The organism is Phaeocystidibacter luteus (assembly GCF_008933115.1).
Classification (GTDB): Bacteria; Bacteroidota; Bacteroidia; order Flavobacteriales; family Schleiferiaceae; genus Phaeocystidibacter; species Phaeocystidibacter luteus.
Genome location: NZ_WBVO01000006.1, coordinates 103,708 through 119,076 on the forward strand (window position 1 = coordinate 103,708; position 15,369 = coordinate 119,076).

16 protein-coding genes are annotated in these 15,369 nt (G+C 46.4%); 7 read left to right on the forward strand and 9 right to left on the reverse strand.

The genetic code is table 11. The features are described 5' to 3' along the window. Position 1: 1 nt before the first annotated feature. Positions 2–958: a signal recognition particle-docking protein FtsY gene (gene ftsY, locus F8C67_RS08740; protein WP_151667457.1), complete on the reverse strand. Its 957-nt coding sequence runs from the start codon at positions 956–958 to the stop codon at positions 2–4. Between the two features lie 110 nt (positions 959–1,068). Between ftsY and F8C67_RS08745 the strand changes: the two genes are divergently transcribed. After that, the gene (locus tag F8C67_RS08745; RefSeq protein WP_151667458.1) at positions 1,069–2,082 is read left to right on the forward strand and encodes a hypothetical protein; all 1,014 of its coding nucleotides are present in this window, start codon (positions 1,069–1,071) and stop codon (positions 2,080–2,082) included. A 524-nt stretch (positions 2,083–2,606) separates the two neighbouring features. Here the strand turns inward: F8C67_RS08745 and F8C67_RS08750 are convergent. From F8C67_RS08750 to F8C67_RS08765, 4 genes are all read right to left on the reverse strand, one after another. Next, the gene (locus F8C67_RS08750; protein WP_151667459.1) at positions 2,607–2,762 is read right to left on the reverse strand and encodes a DUF4295 family protein; all 156 of its coding nucleotides are present in this window, start codon (positions 2,760–2,762) and stop codon (positions 2,607–2,609) included. Between the two features lie 20 nt (positions 2,763–2,782). Then, on the reverse strand, positions 2,783–2,965 hold the full coding sequence (gene rpmG / locus F8C67_RS08755; RefSeq protein ID WP_151667460.1) for a 50S ribosomal protein L33: 183 nt from the start codon (positions 2,963–2,965) through the stop codon (positions 2,783–2,785). 20 nt (positions 2,966–2,985) lie between these two features. After that, complete coding sequence (gene rpmB / locus F8C67_RS08760) at positions 2,986–3,225, reverse strand: 50S ribosomal protein L28 (protein ID WP_151667461.1); 240 nt, start codon at positions 3,223–3,225, stop codon at positions 2,986–2,988. Between the two features lie 99 nt (positions 3,226–3,324). Continuing rightward, positions 3,325–4,593, reverse strand: a complete 1,269-nt coding sequence (locus tag F8C67_RS08765) for a competence/damage-inducible protein A (RefSeq protein ID WP_151667462.1) — start codon at positions 4,591–4,593, stop codon at positions 3,325–3,327. Positions 4,594–4,714: 121 nt separating this feature from the next. Here F8C67_RS08765 and F8C67_RS08770 point away from each other — a divergent pair, with 121 nt between their 5' ends. After that, entirely contained in the window at positions 4,715–5,437 is a 723-nt protein-coding gene (locus F8C67_RS08770; RefSeq protein ID WP_151667463.1) for a DUF4197 domain-containing protein, read from the forward strand. A gap of 152 nt (positions 5,438–5,589) precedes the next feature. On the opposite strand, the gene F8C67_RS08775 is transcribed toward F8C67_RS08770, so the two are convergent. Further along, a complete protein-coding gene (locus F8C67_RS08775; RefSeq protein ID WP_151667464.1) occupies positions 5,590–6,882 on the reverse strand; it encodes an MFS transporter in 1,293 nt (430 codons plus the stop codon). A gap of 429 nt (positions 6,883–7,311) precedes the next feature. Between F8C67_RS08775 and F8C67_RS08780 the strand changes: the two genes are divergently transcribed. The 3 genes from F8C67_RS08780 to F8C67_RS08790 all read left to right on the forward strand — a co-directional run bounded on the left by F8C67_RS08780 (position 7,312) and on the right by F8C67_RS08790 (position 9,363). Continuing rightward, positions 7,312–7,839 carry a hypothetical protein gene (locus F8C67_RS08780; protein WP_151667465.1) on the forward strand — a complete coding sequence of 176 codons (528 nt, stop codon included), beginning with the start codon at positions 7,312–7,314 and terminating at the stop codon, positions 7,837–7,839. 70 nt (positions 7,840–7,909) lie between these two features. After that, positions 7,910–9,166: a thioredoxin family protein gene (locus tag F8C67_RS08785; protein ID WP_151667466.1), complete on the forward strand. Its 1,257-nt coding sequence runs from the start codon at positions 7,910–7,912 to the stop codon at positions 9,164–9,166. Positions 9,167–9,213: 47 nt separating this feature from the next. Continuing rightward, complete coding sequence (locus F8C67_RS08790) at positions 9,214–9,363, forward strand: PspC domain-containing protein (RefSeq protein WP_151667467.1); 150 nt, start codon at positions 9,214–9,216, stop codon at positions 9,361–9,363. On the opposite strand, the gene F8C67_RS08795 is transcribed toward F8C67_RS08790, so the two are convergent. After that, positions 9,360–9,983 carry a YdeI/OmpD-associated family protein gene (locus tag F8C67_RS08795; RefSeq protein WP_151667468.1) on the reverse strand — a complete coding sequence of 208 codons (624 nt, stop codon included), beginning with the start codon at positions 9,981–9,983 and terminating at the stop codon, positions 9,360–9,362. The genes F8C67_RS08790 and F8C67_RS08795 overlap by 4 nt on opposite strands. 789 nt (positions 9,984–10,772) lie before the next feature. On the opposite strand from F8C67_RS08795, the gene F8C67_RS08810 reads away from it, so the two are divergent. Together F8C67_RS08810 and F8C67_RS08815 are read left to right on the forward strand one after the other, a co-directional pair. Further along, a complete protein-coding gene (locus F8C67_RS08810; RefSeq protein WP_151667470.1) occupies positions 10,773–12,518 on the forward strand; it encodes a DEAD/DEAH box helicase family protein in 1,746 nt (581 codons plus the stop codon). Next, a complete protein-coding gene (locus F8C67_RS08815) occupies positions 12,490–13,482 on the forward strand; it encodes a hypothetical protein (RefSeq protein ID WP_151667471.1) in 993 nt (330 codons plus the stop codon). The genes F8C67_RS08810 and F8C67_RS08815 overlap by 29 nt, the downstream gene beginning before the upstream one ends. 26 nt (positions 13,483–13,508) lie before the next feature. On the opposite strand, the gene F8C67_RS08820 is transcribed toward F8C67_RS08815, so the two are convergent. Then, positions 13,509–14,045: an outer membrane beta-barrel protein gene (locus F8C67_RS08820; RefSeq protein WP_151667472.1), complete on the reverse strand. Its 537-nt coding sequence runs from the start codon at positions 14,043–14,045 to the stop codon at positions 13,509–13,511. Between the two features lie 76 nt (positions 14,046–14,121). After that, on the reverse strand, positions 14,122–15,369 hold the full coding sequence (locus tag F8C67_RS08825) for a hypothetical protein (RefSeq protein WP_151667473.1): 1,248 nt from the start codon (positions 15,367–15,369) through the stop codon (positions 14,122–14,124).

Here is a 15,369-nt window from a genome sequence, read left to right on the forward strand (position 1 = left end):
ATCAGCTAAAGAATCTATCCACAAATGATTTTCTATCGAACACCTGAAGGTCTTCAATCTTCTCACCTACACCGATATACTTCACCGGCACTTTCAATTGATCAGAAATTCCGATCACAACACCACCTTTCGCTGTTCCGTCGAGTTTTGTGAGCGCTAATGCCGAAACTTCGGTCACCTTGCTGAACTCCACAGCTTGGTTCAAGGCATTTTGCCCGGTTGACGCATCGAGAACGAGCAGAACTTCGTGTGGTGCATCGGGAATCACCTTTTGCATAACACGCTTGATCTTTCCCAGCTCGTTCATCAGGTTGACCTTGTTGTGAAGTCGGCCTGCGGTATCGATTAGGACAACATCAGCGTTCTGACTGACGGCTGACTGAAGTGTATCGAAGGCAACAGAGGCTGGGTCTGAACCCATGCCTTGTTTTACGATGGGCACACCGGCTCTTTCACTCCACACCACAAGTTGATCTACTGCGGCGGCACGAAACGTATCGGCTGCACCGAGCACAACATTCTTACCTGCGGCTTTAAACTGGGCGGCTAGTTTGCCAATGGTGGTGGTTTTTCCGACGCCGTTCACTCCGACAACCATAATGACGTATGGCTTCTTTTCTGGAAGGTCGAAACTTGCGCCGTCGCCAGCTTGATTCTCTTCGAGTAGACCGGCAATTTCTTCGCGGAGAATTCCTTGAAGTTCGGCGGTACCCATGTATTTATCACGGGCCACGCGTTCTTCGATTCTCTCAATAATATTTACTGTGGTTTCTACACCAACATCGGAAGTAATGAGAACCTCTTCGAGGTCGTCTAATACTTGGGTATCAACTGTGCTTTTTCCGGCAACGGCGCGAGCCAACTTACCAAAAACGTTCTCTTTTGTTTTCTCGAGCCCCTCTTCGAGACGCTTATCTTTTTCTTCGTTTCTACCGAAGAGCTTTCCTAATAATCCCATAGGTTGATTATGAAGGGGCAAATATCCGAAATTTGAACCTTCTAACCGAGCTTAATATTTTTTTGGCATTCCGTTTGATTTAGGCGTTTCAACTACTAATCAAACACGAGATGAAAGCCTTACTATTAATCTCTTGCATTCTGATGGTCAGCGCTGCCCAAGCACAAAACGACCGCGGAATCATCATTAACGATCCAAGCCAAGGCGGTGATGTAGTCGTCGTTCAAGAATTCGATCAAGACACTTTGCCTTCAACTACTCGAATGTGGCGTGACCCCTATTTCGAAGCTCGAATCGGCATGGGAATCGGTGGGTTTAACGGAATTCAAACGGGTGGATTCCAGCCCGAGATTGAGGTCTATTCCCAATTATCGGAACTCGTTGGAGTTCAAGCTTCATTTATCGGAACAATTAGTCAGGGTGACAATCACCCCGCTCCAGAATCGATACAACAGAACACAGACGTTTTCAACAGCTGGGAGGCAAATGCTATGGCTGTTTTCACACTGGGAGAAACGGACAAGCGAAAGGTTCATCCCGTATCGTGGAAGTACTACACACCCTTGAGAGTGCGGTATGAAATTCACAGCCAGACTCAAACGCAAGTGAAATATCGTCACCAAGCAAGAATTGGTTGGAACCAGCGTGGGGGACACCTAGCGGGATATACCTCATCATTTAATGACGACAGCGATAGATTCGTCGCATGGAACGATTTTAATTACGGAAACCTTTCTCTTGGATATGCTTGGAGGATGGATAGAATTTTGGAAGTTCTTCCTGTGAAAAACTATGAAGGAAAGAACCTGAACCGATCTAGAACTTTGTATGTAGACTTGCTAGCAAACCTCTTCCACACGGCCGATGGACAAGTCATGCAGGGCGACGGCATGGGCAACTACCACTATGTTGAAGATGTTGCAAAGAGCAATTTATCATTCGCAGCTTTGGGAGTGCGGGCAGGATATAGAGGTACGTATCTATTTGACGGGGAAGGTTTCGGCATATATCACAAATACGAAATGGGTTGGCAACCGGCTTTCAACGACAATTCACTTGGATTGAACAACATCACGGCGGGGAGTCAGTTTTACTTCTCGGCGGCGGTGGGGCTGCAGTTCTAGGGGGGAAGCTCGCGGGGTTCTCTCGCAGAGATGATGAGAATGTGCGTTGTGGAGAGAGATCGCAGGGGGGCGTGGTGGATGAGCGTGATGTGGTTCTCGCAAATACGCAAAAACGCTAATTAGAAATCAATTGGAGTGAGTAAAAACCGCGAAGGGTAAACACGATTGCGTCGTATTGCATTTTTGAAGTTTGCACGCGAGTTGGTAGGAAATACACGCATGCATCCCCTGCGAACTCCAACTACACACAGCTATCCTCTATTAACTCTGCGAGAAACCATTTACAGCTTGCCCTCCAGCTCACGGGAGCTACACGCATGCATCCCCTGCGAACTCCTACTACACACAGTTATTCCTTAATAAACTCTGCGAGAGACTATTTGCGCTTTTGCCTTTTGCGGTTTTGCGAGAAACACACGTAGCATGTAATCCTAGTAATGCGTCTTTGCGCGAATCACCCCCCCAATAGGCAACAAAAAAACCCCGCTACTTGCGGGGTTCTTTATACTATAAAGCGTGTGAGATTACTTGCTGAAGAAATCCTTCGCAGAATCTTTAGATACGATACGCTCTTCAAAGGCGTAAGAACCATTTCCACCAGACTTGGTCATTTTAACCACTTTGGTGAACATGGCCGAACCACCTTCTTTCTTCAGGGTTGCAACTACTTTCTTTGCCATAATTCCTGGTTTTTAGGTGATTACTTAATCTCTTTATGAGTCGTGTAACGCTTGAGGATCGGGTTGTATTTCTTCAACTCCATACGATCCGGCGTGTTCTTCTTGTTCTTGGTAGTGATGTACCGAGAAGTTCCCGGCATGCCGCTCTCCTTGTGCTCTGTGCACTCGAGGATAACTTGAACGCGGTTACCTTTCTTAGCCATGTCTTTTTCCCTTTATTGGTTTACTTGGCAATCATTCCATTAGCGCGTGCTTCTTTAAGCACGGCAGAAATGCCTTTCTTATTGATTGTCTTCAATGCAGAGGTGGATACTTTCAACGTAATCCACTTGTCTTCTTCAGGGATATAAAAACGCTTGCGGCTCAAGTTCACATTGAACTTACGCTTGTTCTTCTTGTTAGAGAACGAAACGTGGTTTCCCACCATTGCTTTTTTACCCGTCAATTCACAAACTCGTGACATCTTATTCCTCGTTTAAGCGCGTACTTCGAAATTGGCTTGCAAAATAACGACATTCAAATCAATCTCGCAAGCACAATTCACTCTTAAAATACGAAAGTTTTATATTTCTGCTTTAGCGCGCTCACGTTGAGCTTTCAGCAGTTCTTTGCGCAACATATCCATTCCCATAAGTACCGATCTTCGGATGTTGCGCGACCGATTATGTCCAAATTGGAATTTCTCAGCCTTCGTTCCGCTCGGTCCATGCACTGCAATCCACACAGTTCCAACCGGTTTTTCATCGGTTCCACCATCCGGACCTGCAATTCCGCTCGTGGCTATGGCATAGTCAGATTTCATCCTCTTCGCCGCTCCTCGCGCCATTTGAGTAATCACCTGCTCACTTACCGCACCATGCATGAGGATATCTGCCTCATTCACGCCCAGTGTTTTCACTTTTACATCGTTCGCATAAGCAATGATTCCGCCAAGAAAATAAGCTGAACTGCCTGGGATGCTTGTCAGCATGCTGCCAATGGATCCCCCCGTACAGCTCTCGGCTGTCGAGACCGTCACCCCCATCTCAGTCATCATCTTACCAATTACCTCCTCCAGCGTGCTCACTCCTTCGCCATAAACACAGTCGCCCAAGAGCTCTCGCGCTTCGGCGAACCGTTCTTCCATCATCGCCGTGTTCTCATCAGGGTTTCCCTTCCGAGCGGTCAGCCGCAACTTGACCATTCCAGCGCTCGGCAGATAGGCTAAACTCAACCCAGCAGGTAAATTGTTCTCCCAATCCTCCAGTGTAGCAGCCAATTCAGATTCAGGAACACCCGCCGTTAAGATGGTCTTATGTACAATTGGATCAATCTTGAAATTCTCCATGAACCAAGGCAAGAAGGATTCCTTCATGATTCCCTTCATTTCGTATGGAACTCCGGGCATCGATAAGTAATGGATACCGTTGCGTTCAAACAGCATCCCGCTCGCCGTGCCATACGGATTGTGCATTGGGATACTCACGTTGGGAATTTCAGCCTGACCTCTATTCATCGCATTCGGCTCGCGTCCCCTGCTTCGGAATAGCTCCACGATATGATCATAGATCTCCGGATGGTATTCCAGCTCTCCTCCAAAGTAGTCGTTCAGCGTATGCTTGGTGAGATCATCTTTGGTAGGCCCCAAACCACCAGTAAGGAAGACCAACTCAGTGCCTTCATGCAGCGCGTTAAGCGCACCGACAATCGCTTCTGGTGTATCGCGTACCGATCGAACCTGCGCTACATCCACTCCAACTTCATTGAGCCTCTGCCCCAACCAAGCCGAATTTGTGTCAACCGTCTGACCAATCAGAATTTCGTCACCTATAGTAATTATCTCTGCCTGCATGCTCGAATTTTGAAGGTGTAAAGATATAGGATAGCCTTTGCAAACCCTCTGATTTCATTTACCTAAATCAAATACAAGAAAAGGGCAAGAAGTGTTTTACATTTGAAAAAACACTCATCCAATGAAATTCATCAAACCCCTATTTGTTGCCTCGGCCGTGTTGCTGGTTACGCCGAGCTGTGACGTGCTTACGCAATTGCCGAACATGACGACCAATCTTCCTCTTTCCGAGGCGGAGGTCTCTGCAGGTCTTAAAGAAGCACTTACGGTGGGCATCAGGAATGCCGTGACTCAAACCAGTGCAACCGACGGTTATTATGGTAACTCTCTTATCAAGATTCCTTTCCCAGAGGAAGCACAACGCGTAAAGACCACGCTTACCAACCTTGGACTGAATTCTCTAATTGATGATTTCGAAGAATCCATGAACCATGCCGCGGAGCAGGCGTCTAAAAAGGCGACAGACATCTTTGTGGATGCCATCACCAAAATGACCATCAACGATGCTATGGGCATTTTGAATGGAGCCGACGATGCCGCCACGCAATACCTAAAACGAACTACCGAAAATCAGTTGATCTCTGAGTTTGAACCGATCATCAACTCAGCGCTACAGCAAGGGAATGTGACGCAGTACTGGACAGACATCACCACGAAGTACAATCAAATTCCTTTCGTGGAACCTGTGCAAACGGACCTCACTGGATATGTGACTGAAAGAGCGATTGACGGACTGTTCGTGATGGTTGCTCAGGAAGAGAAAGAAATTCGAGAGAACCCACAGGCTAGAATTAACGATATCCTCAAGCGCGTATTTGGCTCACTCGATTCCCCACAGATTTAATATCTACCCCTCTGAAAGTCAGTTAAAAAATCGACTAAAGAGGACAATAGTTACAGATAAAACTATATCTTCGTAAGGAACCGCCCGCTAATCAGCGAACGATTTGTGTGAAGTTGTATGTCAAGGCCTCATTTTTGGGGCCTTGCCTCATTTTAAGAGGTTCGATTGTTCGACAATCTTTGAGACAACATCCCACCACCCAAAATCAATACAGAATACAGGACGAGCTGAATTTGGGCATCCCACAACGCAGCCAGGGTACCAATTCCCGCAGCAACGAGCGTTGCTATTCCCATGGATGTATTGGCCATGCTCACCCAAGTTGGACGATCAGATGATGGAGCGATGTCCATCAAATACGTCTTCCTACTAATCTTAGCACCGGAGTATGCAACTCCTATAGTAAATAAGGCAGGTGCGAATGTCCAAACCGACTGCCAAGAATCGGGGAAATATGGGAAGATAACCACATAGAGTACCGACCCCACTGCTACTAGTGAAGAGATGAGCATTACACGAGGTGCGGATTTATCAGCCTGAATTCCCCAAATGTTGCTACTTACTACTTGAGCTAGTCCGGTTGCGACTATGAGTGCACCTAGCGCCGAAAAGGCTCCGTCGGTCACGGATCGTCCAACCGAAACCATAAATGGAATAGAGAGCGGCAAGGCCATAAGCAACGCACGTGTATAGATGAACCGTCGAAAGTTTGATTCACGCTTGAACACCGCAACGCCACTTTTCCAAGATTGAATAGGCGTTCTCCCCCCTTCCATTGCTCCAGAATACTCCTTTACCATAGAATATGTGAAAGCCCCTCCTAGCCAAAGGAACCCTGCAGCTCCGAAGAGCACGGTAAAGAGTAGCTCGGATTTATCCTTCACAAAAAAGATGAGGTAGGCGCCAGCGGCAAGCCCCAGAATTCCACCAATCCACGACCTCGCCGCAAGCATTTGTCCACGCTGACCTTTTGGAATAACCTTAGCTGAAACGTCTTTGAAGGATACACTGCCCACCCCACTTGCAATGCTGAAAACGAGAAGCATGAACAAGATCCATAGTCCGGAGAGCATTGGACTTTCCCAGGTGAGTGCCCAGATTGAAGCGAACATGGCAAGCGCTTGCACAATTGCGGCACCTACCCAAAACCATTTCCGTTTGGCTCTAGATCGTATGAAGCCTGCCACTGCGAGCTGCGGAAGAAGCGAACCTGCATCTCGGATTGGTACTATCAATCCGAGTAAGGACTGTGGGACCATTAAAAAATCGAATAGCCAGGGAAGCGTAACTTTTGGACTAATCAATTGCTCGGCCAGCTTGGTAAGAGAACCATTCGCGACTATCCAAGAGAAATTTCCCGGCACTTCTTTACATGCCTCCTCGGATATCGCATCGCATGATCTGGTCTCGTCTTCTGTTAAGAGTTCGTAGGCTTTGTTCGGCATATGTATTCTATACAAATGAGCATTCAGATTGTTGAGATTGCACAAAAACTATACAGCCGGTATGGTCGACTTTTAAACTGTGTTCAAATTCTAAATGTTGGCTTTTATTGACAATTCGCAGGTCCACACCAAAACTTTAAGCACAAAGCGCTGATTAACAGCACTCTAAAACTAGGAACTTCAGCATTTGCCGTTAACTCAGTCAGACCTGCTTTTTAAAAACTATGGCCTTGTCACCCAACGATATGTCAATAGAACGCGTTAATTTTACAACTGTAGTATTAAGCACTGTTAAATACTTCACTCTCTGCTCCTCTCAATTCATGGCAGAGAAGAATTTGTGTGAAGGCGGTTTTCGGACCGCCTTTTTTATTTTGGATGGCTCGGAAAAGTCGTACATTCAGGTTTCTAAACCTCAAACAACCGACTATGAAAAAGATTTCCGCTCTCGTTGCACTACTGGCCATCAGCACATTAGGCTACTCACAAATGCTAACATACGGTCCAGCTTTTGGCGTTGGCGCCTCTAACGTGCGACTTGGAAATGAAACAAGTGACGCTGGAATTTCCTACCAATTGGGTGGATTTGCACGCGCAAAGATTCTCTTCCTGTATGTACAGCCAGAGGTGGTATTTCAAAGTTTGAGAACTGGATCAGATTTGAATACGATTCACAATCGAATTGATGTACCGCTCAATTTGGGCTGGAAATTCTTGATGTTTGACATCAATACAGGACCTGTATTTCACTTCCCGATCTATGCTGAAGTGGGAGATATTGATGTGCTTGACACCTATAACTCAACGGCCACTTCATGGCAAGCCGGCGTTGGGGTCGAACTTGGACCTATTCACGTTGGGGTGAGATATCAAGGAGGAATGACGAACATTCTCGATACTGACTTCTTCGAATCCCGTTGGCGACAAACGTATGTCCACTTGGAATATCAGTTTTAAATAAGAGCGCCGCATTCAAAGTGCGGCGCTTCTCTTTTAAAGTCATTATCTTTCTGCAAACGATACTCTCATGTTCAAGTTTATTCTCTCTCTAAGCTTCACGTTGGTTGCATTTATTTCCTCCGCATCTGACACACTCCACTATTATTCCGGCACATACTCAGATCTACTTGAGGACGCCAAGGCTTCTCAAAAATCAATTATGCTCTACTTCCACTACGACGGATGCGGAGCGTGTAGATTGATGGAGCGCGATGTTTTCACTGATTCCGCAGTAATTCAATATTACAACACCAGCTATCTCGTAAAAGAGGTAAACACTCTTGAAGAGGAAGGAATGGAAATCAACCGGAAGTATGGTGTCCGCACACATCCCACCTTCATGTTTCTGAATCCTGAAGGAGAAACGGTCCATAAAATTATCGGACGCTTCTCATCCGAAAAATTTATCACAGCAGGCAAAGTTGCAGCCAACGAGGAGCAAGGACTAAATGCTTTGCAGGCTCAATTCGACGCCGGAAATCGGGAAAAGAGCTTTTTACGAGATTTCGCTTATGCTCTGTATGATGCCAATTCTAAAAATGAAGAGGTAGTCGATGCATACATCTCCTCTTTGTCAAAGGATGAACTAGCCAGCGATTCGGGCGCAGTCTTCGTCTATGAGTTCATGTTCTTTTTCCGAGATCAAGTTATCCACTTTGAATCTCCAGCATTTCAAGCGTTGATAGCTCATAGGAGTAGTGTTTATGCGCACTATCCCAAAGAGGCGGTAGACCATAAGATCTACATGGCGGCTATAAATGATTCGAAACGGGCATTGAATGACTCAAATGAACTGAGGTACATCGATATCATGGACTTCCTTGAAAATGAGGATGTCCCCTCGATGCTAAAGTATTACGAACTAGACGGAAGAGTGACGATGATTCGGTACAACACGAATTTCGAAGAGACGAGCAAACTCGAATATCTGCTACGATTTGGTTCGAAGGATGAGGTCTTGAATTACATGAATGAATTGGTTCCGTCCATTGATATGGCCGATAGAATGCTCTTGATGACTATCGCTGGTTCGGTCAACAGATACTCAACTGACACACAAGTACTAGAACTAGCAAATGCGTATTGTCCAAGAGCTGAAACGGGAGAACAAGCTTACTTTGCCTACCTCAGTCATGCGAATATCTTGATGAAGCTGAGTAGATACAACGAAGCGCTCGCGGTTGTTGAAAAGGCAATCGACTATGCTTCTACTCAGAGTTATGATACTCGCGATTTAGCAGAGCTACGGAGTAAATTGAATGTGCTTATCGAGGAAGGAGAATAACGCATTGTGATTCTTCTTATCTTATTGGTGAACAAAACTTTGATACCATGATTCTAGGAGTATGCGAATGGCTAAGCCACAAACTCGGTTGGGATGTCGGGGTAATCCGAATAGCCTTTGTGGTGAGCGTACTGATTTTCGGAGCTGGTTTAGGGCTCTACCTCATTCTTTGGCTCGTAAAGATTTTCTCGAACTAGCGTTCATTCCACCCTTTTCCAGAAAAAATCTTTTCAACCGCTTTATCGATTCTTGAAGTTCGGGTTTTCGACTGCTTTGCTCCGCCAAAGTGCAATAGCCAACCGCGTTGTCGACCTGGTGTAAGCGACTCAAAAGCTCGTTTAAACTCAGGGAACTCCGCAAACTTTTGCGTGAGCTCCTCAGGTACGTCAAATTCCTCTGTGGATTTATACTGAACCTTCTTGCCGCTCTTCTCAACCTCAATTGCTTCATCAATCAGCGCGAGAATAGCGCTTTCGGCCTTGAGTACATCCTCCACTTTCGTGAACCGAATGGTTCTACCCGCCTGTGAATTCTCTGTTGGCTGAATCAATAGACCCTTTGGATCTTCTAGTAATACCCCATTGATGAAGTTGATATGCCCGAATTCTCTAAACGCCCCTAGCAAAACCACATTCTTCCCATTATACGTATAACATGGATGCTTCCATTTAAACTCCTCTTTCAAAGGAGAGGTCGCCACAATTCTTCTCAGTTCAACCATAACATCTCTCCACAGCGCCACAGAGCAGTCGGGGGTGTCGTATCGTGCGCAACGTCCGCAGCCGGATTGAAGGTAGTGGTTGATGTTGGGAAGCATGGAGGTTGGAGGATTAGAAAGTTAGAGGGTTAGAGGGTTAGAGGGTTGGAGGTTCCGACTGGAAGGGGGAGTCCCGCGAGGCGAAGCCGATTCGGGAGTCAGAGGCTTTAGGCTTCAGGCTTCAGGCTTTGGGCTTCAGGCTTTGGGCTTCAGGCTTCAGGCTTCAGGCTTCAGGCTTTGGGCTTTAGGCTTTAGGCTTTGGGCTTTAGGCTTCAGGCTTTGGGCTTTAGGCTTTAGGCTTTAGGCTTTAGGCTTCAGGCTTTGGGCTTTAGGCTTCAGGCTTTAGGCTTTGGGCTTTGGGCTTTGGGCTTTAGGCTTCAGGCTTTAGGCTTTGGGCTTTGGGCTTTGGGCTTCAGGCTTTGGGCTTTACGCTCCAGCTTTAAAGGTACTTCCTCGAGTGGGGCTTTAAACCCCTCCCCGGTCTCAAGTTACACAGAAACAATCAAAGCTTCCGAATCTCAACAAAGACATTAATGAGATTTTGGGGCATTCGCCTAAGGAGTGAATTGTCCACGAATTGTCCACCAGACATCCACCGATTGTCCCCATGAGAATAGTTACTGTTGTGAACGAAAAATAGAACTTCGCCATAGGGGGCGAGGTTAGGACCCCCGAGAAAAAGAGGTTCGGAAGGCCTAAAGACAACGGTTCCGAAGGAACAAAGGAATCCCGCGCGGTGGAGCCCATGCGGGAGTTAGAGAACAAAGGCGTTAAGCAACGGCTTCTCACCACTCGTTGTGTTGTCAACACTAGAGGCATTGCATATCTTCACCCAAATTCTCTCTTGCATTGGAAAAATTCCCGGATTCCATTCAATTCAAATATCCATGGCGCGATTACCAAAGTCGTGTCCTAGCCGAGCTTGAGACTCATTTGTCTGACGACCATCTGCACCTTATCGCTCCACCAGGATCTGGCAAAACAATTCTCGGTTTAGAAGTGATGCTCCGGTTGAATAAACCTACGCTCATTCTCGCTCCGAGTATCGCCATACGAAATCAGTGGATTCATAGGTTCTGCGAGCTCTTCTTGCAAACATCTGAAGTACCGGATTGGATTTCTCACGACATTAAAGCGCCGAAGTTCCTCACCGTAGCCACGTACCAAGCGCTGCACGCCGTTTATCGAGGCCTTCCCGAAGAAGAAGGCGATTTGATTGAAAGTCCTACAGCAGCCGCGCACGCTATCGACCTGCCTAAAATACTGAAGGCACGTGGCGTTCAAACCATCATTGCTGACGAAGCCCATCACCTAAAGAATGCGTGGTGGAAGTCGTTGATGAATGTGAAGAACGAGCTCGATACTGTGATCGTTGGGCTTACAGCTACCCCGCCCTACGATGTTCCCTACGCGGAATGGAAAAGGTATCTCGAACTCAACGGACCTGTGGACACGGAAATTTCGGTTCCCGAACTGGTGGCCGCAGGCGATTTAGCCCCACATCAAGATTTCGTCTATTTCTCAGAGCCAACAGAATCAGAAGCAGATGAGTTGGCCGAAAGGAAGAAACGCATCGATGAATTCTACGAAGAAATATGCGGAGACGAAGAATTGCTCCAGGTTATTCAAAGCCATAAGTTCTTCACGGATGCAGAGAGTTCGCATCAAGAAATCTTCAAGAATGTAGAGTCATACTCTTCCATGATTATCTACATGAATCATGCAGGGGTTGAAATTGAGAAGGAAACTCTGGACATCATTGCCGTCAAACGCAAGGAAATACCAGATCTCGATTTATTCTGGATGGAGTCGTTGTTGCAGTTTTTCCTATTTGGAAAACAGGAGCAGTTTGATGCTCATGAAGACCTTCAGAAAAGAATAGTTTCGAGATTGAGGAAGTGCAGTGCGTTGGAGAGAACCTCCATCAATCTTGTACACAACAAAAAGTCTGACGAACTCCTCAACAAGAGCATTACTAAACTCGATAGCATTGGTGAAATTGTAGCGACAGAACATCGAGCCCTTGGCGACAAGCTCCGGATGGTCATTCTCACAGACTATATCCGAAAAGAGTTTTTAGCTAAATCGGAATCAAACGATTTCTTACTCACCAAGATGGGCGTTGTCCCCATCTTCGAAAGTCTGCGCAGATCTACAAAGAACACGGCGAAACTCGGAGTCCTCTCCGGTTCCCTCGTATTTCTACCCGCGTCGGCTCTTCCTACTTTCGAGGACATAGCAAGCAACTATGCCTCCGATTCCATCTCGGCCAAGACTCTTCCTTTTGATACTGATTACGTGAGCATTAGCCTTACGCAAGCGGTTCGAAAGAACATTGTACACATCGTAACACAGATCTTTGAACGTGGAGAAGTTGAGGTACTCATTGGCACACAAGCTTTGCTCGGTGAAGGATGGGATGCCCCGTCTATCAACGCATTGATTCTCGCTAGTACAATTGGCTCCTATGTTTCATCAAACCAAATGAGAGGGAGAGCGATACGGACAAATCCGAGTACGCCAAATAAAACGGCGAACATTTGGCACCTGGTCTGTCTGGATCCCTATGATAAAAAAGGGAGGCGCCGATATTGATTTATTAAAACGCAGGTTTCGCGCCTTTGCAGGTGTCAACAATGCTGGAAAGGTGATCATTTCGAATAACTTCAATCGCTTAGGACTCTTAAACGATACATTTCGTTCTCGGCGTTTCGACCAAATAGTTCAGCAAGAGAACGATAGAATGACGTCCCTAGCAGCTGAGCGCTCCACGTACAAAGATCGATGGCAACAGGCGATTCAATCAAATGGGGTTCTCGTTGAAGAAGCAAAGATTCCATTCCCTAGAAAAGAGAGGTCATACCCTGAACTAAAGCAACTGTACTTCGGCCGTACCATTCGAAACATGCTAGCAGCGCTTGGTATGGCGATTTTTGGCTATTTAGAATTTGTCACAGAGGTACTCCGCCCCCTTGTCCGCCTTCGATCTATCCCTAACCCAGATGAACTGGTGTATCTCTTCTTTGGTGGAGGCCTCTTGTTCTTCGGTCGGAGAGCTTACAAAACGCTTCGGGCATTTTTGCTGTACCGCGACATAGCGAAGGATATTGAATCGATCGGAGAAGCTCTGGTGCAAACCCTCCATCAATTCGGACATATAAAAACACAGCTTCTGGAGCTCAACGTTGTTACAAAGCTAGATTCTGATGGTGTAGTTACATGCCACCTGGAAGGAGGTACGACCTATGAGAAATCATCCTTCCTTAAATGCCTAATTGAGATTCTTGAGGTTGTTGACAACCCTCGGTATATTATCATAAGAAAATCTCGCCTTTTCAAGCTGATTCCCCAACGCGATTACCATAGCGTGCCTGAAATCCTCTCGGGCAAACAAGAGTTGGCCCAAGCATTTGCAAGCAACTGGAACAACCGTGTTGGACGATGTGAATTGGTATACGCCTACTCTACAGAAGGACGATTAATCCTCCTGAAATCGAGAATACGATCTCTAGCAAGGGAATTTGACACCGAGCCTATGCGCGAAAGCAAATGGCAATAGTGCCAGCGTGCCTTTACTTGATTTTGTTACAACTGAATCGCTCCACCGAACTGTAAGAAGCCTACTCTTCCGTCATCATTGGCGGAGGTCAGAGATAAGTAATACCTAGCTTCAATCACAAGGGGACCTAGAGCTAGGCCCACGCCTAAGTGTGCAGGCCAGTCGAACGTGTTCATTTTATTGTCGTCATTTAACACATCAACGCCGGCAATGTAATACTCTTCTCGTAACGCGATATTCGGTCCAATGCCGCCTTGCGCGAAAATGGGTCCTAAGTTTAGACGAACACCCAGAGGAATATTAATACAATCGATTCTGCGGTAATTATTGTCGTTTTCGCTCCATCCTACACGCGTGTATTCAGCACCAGCGTGGAACTGGATGAAAGAAGAAGCGAGATCGAAATTCTTGTAGGCGCCGACGTAGAAGAAATGAAGGTTTGAGCCTATGGTTTCAGTACCATCGTAGAACATGTTGCTGTTCTGCCATCCGGCACGGATTCCAATTTGAGAGAATGCGGCGAATGAACTCAATGCAAAAGTGAGGATGAGTAGCTTTTTCATCGGATAATAGGTTGGGTTAAGATCAATTGAGGTATAAGATACCCAATATCAGCGAGATAAACCCAAACGCCATCACTTAATCATCCAACAAAACAGTGGTTCCTACCGATATACCGAAGTACGTCTGCTCCGAAACTCCTCCTAAATCTTCCCCAAAGAATTCACTTTCCAAACCCGCTATGGCGTAGAAAATGCCAATCGAGTTCAACGATTTTCCAATCTTGATTCTAGAACCTCCTGTAATGCTCACTAACGATTGTGTGACTTCACGACCGTTCAACGTGGCGCGATAAGGGTTGTAACTCATTCCGAAGTATATGTCGCGGCCGTCCTTCACCGAACCGGTAACGCCAGAACTTATGCGGAGGTTAGACGGCGATGTTTCGTCAATCGGAGCTTGACCATCATAGTAATTATGCTCCGTTTCGAGCGTGTATGCACCGTCAAGCGCCCACAACCACTTTTCGTTGAACTTGTACGTAAAGCCGAGGCGAAAATCTACTGGATTCACCTTATGTGCCGTAGCGTCAATGATATCAATTTCTTGAGATGGATTACCCGAGGAATAGGTGAATGCGTAGTAGTCACCTGTACCTCCTAATCTGATGCTTGGTGTAGTGACGCGCAAACCGACCGAGAATTTCTCCCATCGTTTCAGTATTCCCACATTTAAGTAGAGAGAATAGCTTTCAAGTGTTTGTCGGTATGAACCAATCGAAACAATACTAGGGTCGTTTACCGCATAAATATTGATTCCGACCGTGTTCATGTAGTAGTAATACTGTCCGGTAAGGGTTCCGCCTACAGACCATCCGTTTCCTAGCCTACGAGCGGCACTAAAACCCGCCAGGAAATAATCTTCCGAGAAATTATGTTGGGCCTGAATATTCAATGGGTTTCCAGCATTCTGCAACTGCCAGAACTCCTTCCCTTCAATGTTGAAAGAATTTGGAATGAGAAGCGAAAACGCAACCGCCCAATCGCCCCAGGTTTTGGTGGAAATCAAGCTGCTTGGAAGTGAACGATAGGCAGACCCTTCAAAATCCAACTCCTCACCCTGTATAGTAACAAAGGGATCCGATTTAAACTCAAAGCTGAAGTAGGCGTTCCCAGAAAATGAAAAGTTTGTCCCGTGTAAATCGGTCAGCGCCGCTGGATTGTAGTACACCGCTCCGGTCGAATTCACACCACCGGTACCCGTATTGCCAATCAACGACTCCACATCGCCAAGCGGCATTAAGTTTTGGTTGAATTCTCCTTGCGCAAAAGAAGCAATCGAAAGAAACAGGGCACTGATGGTGACCCCGAGGTGAAGGTACTTCAT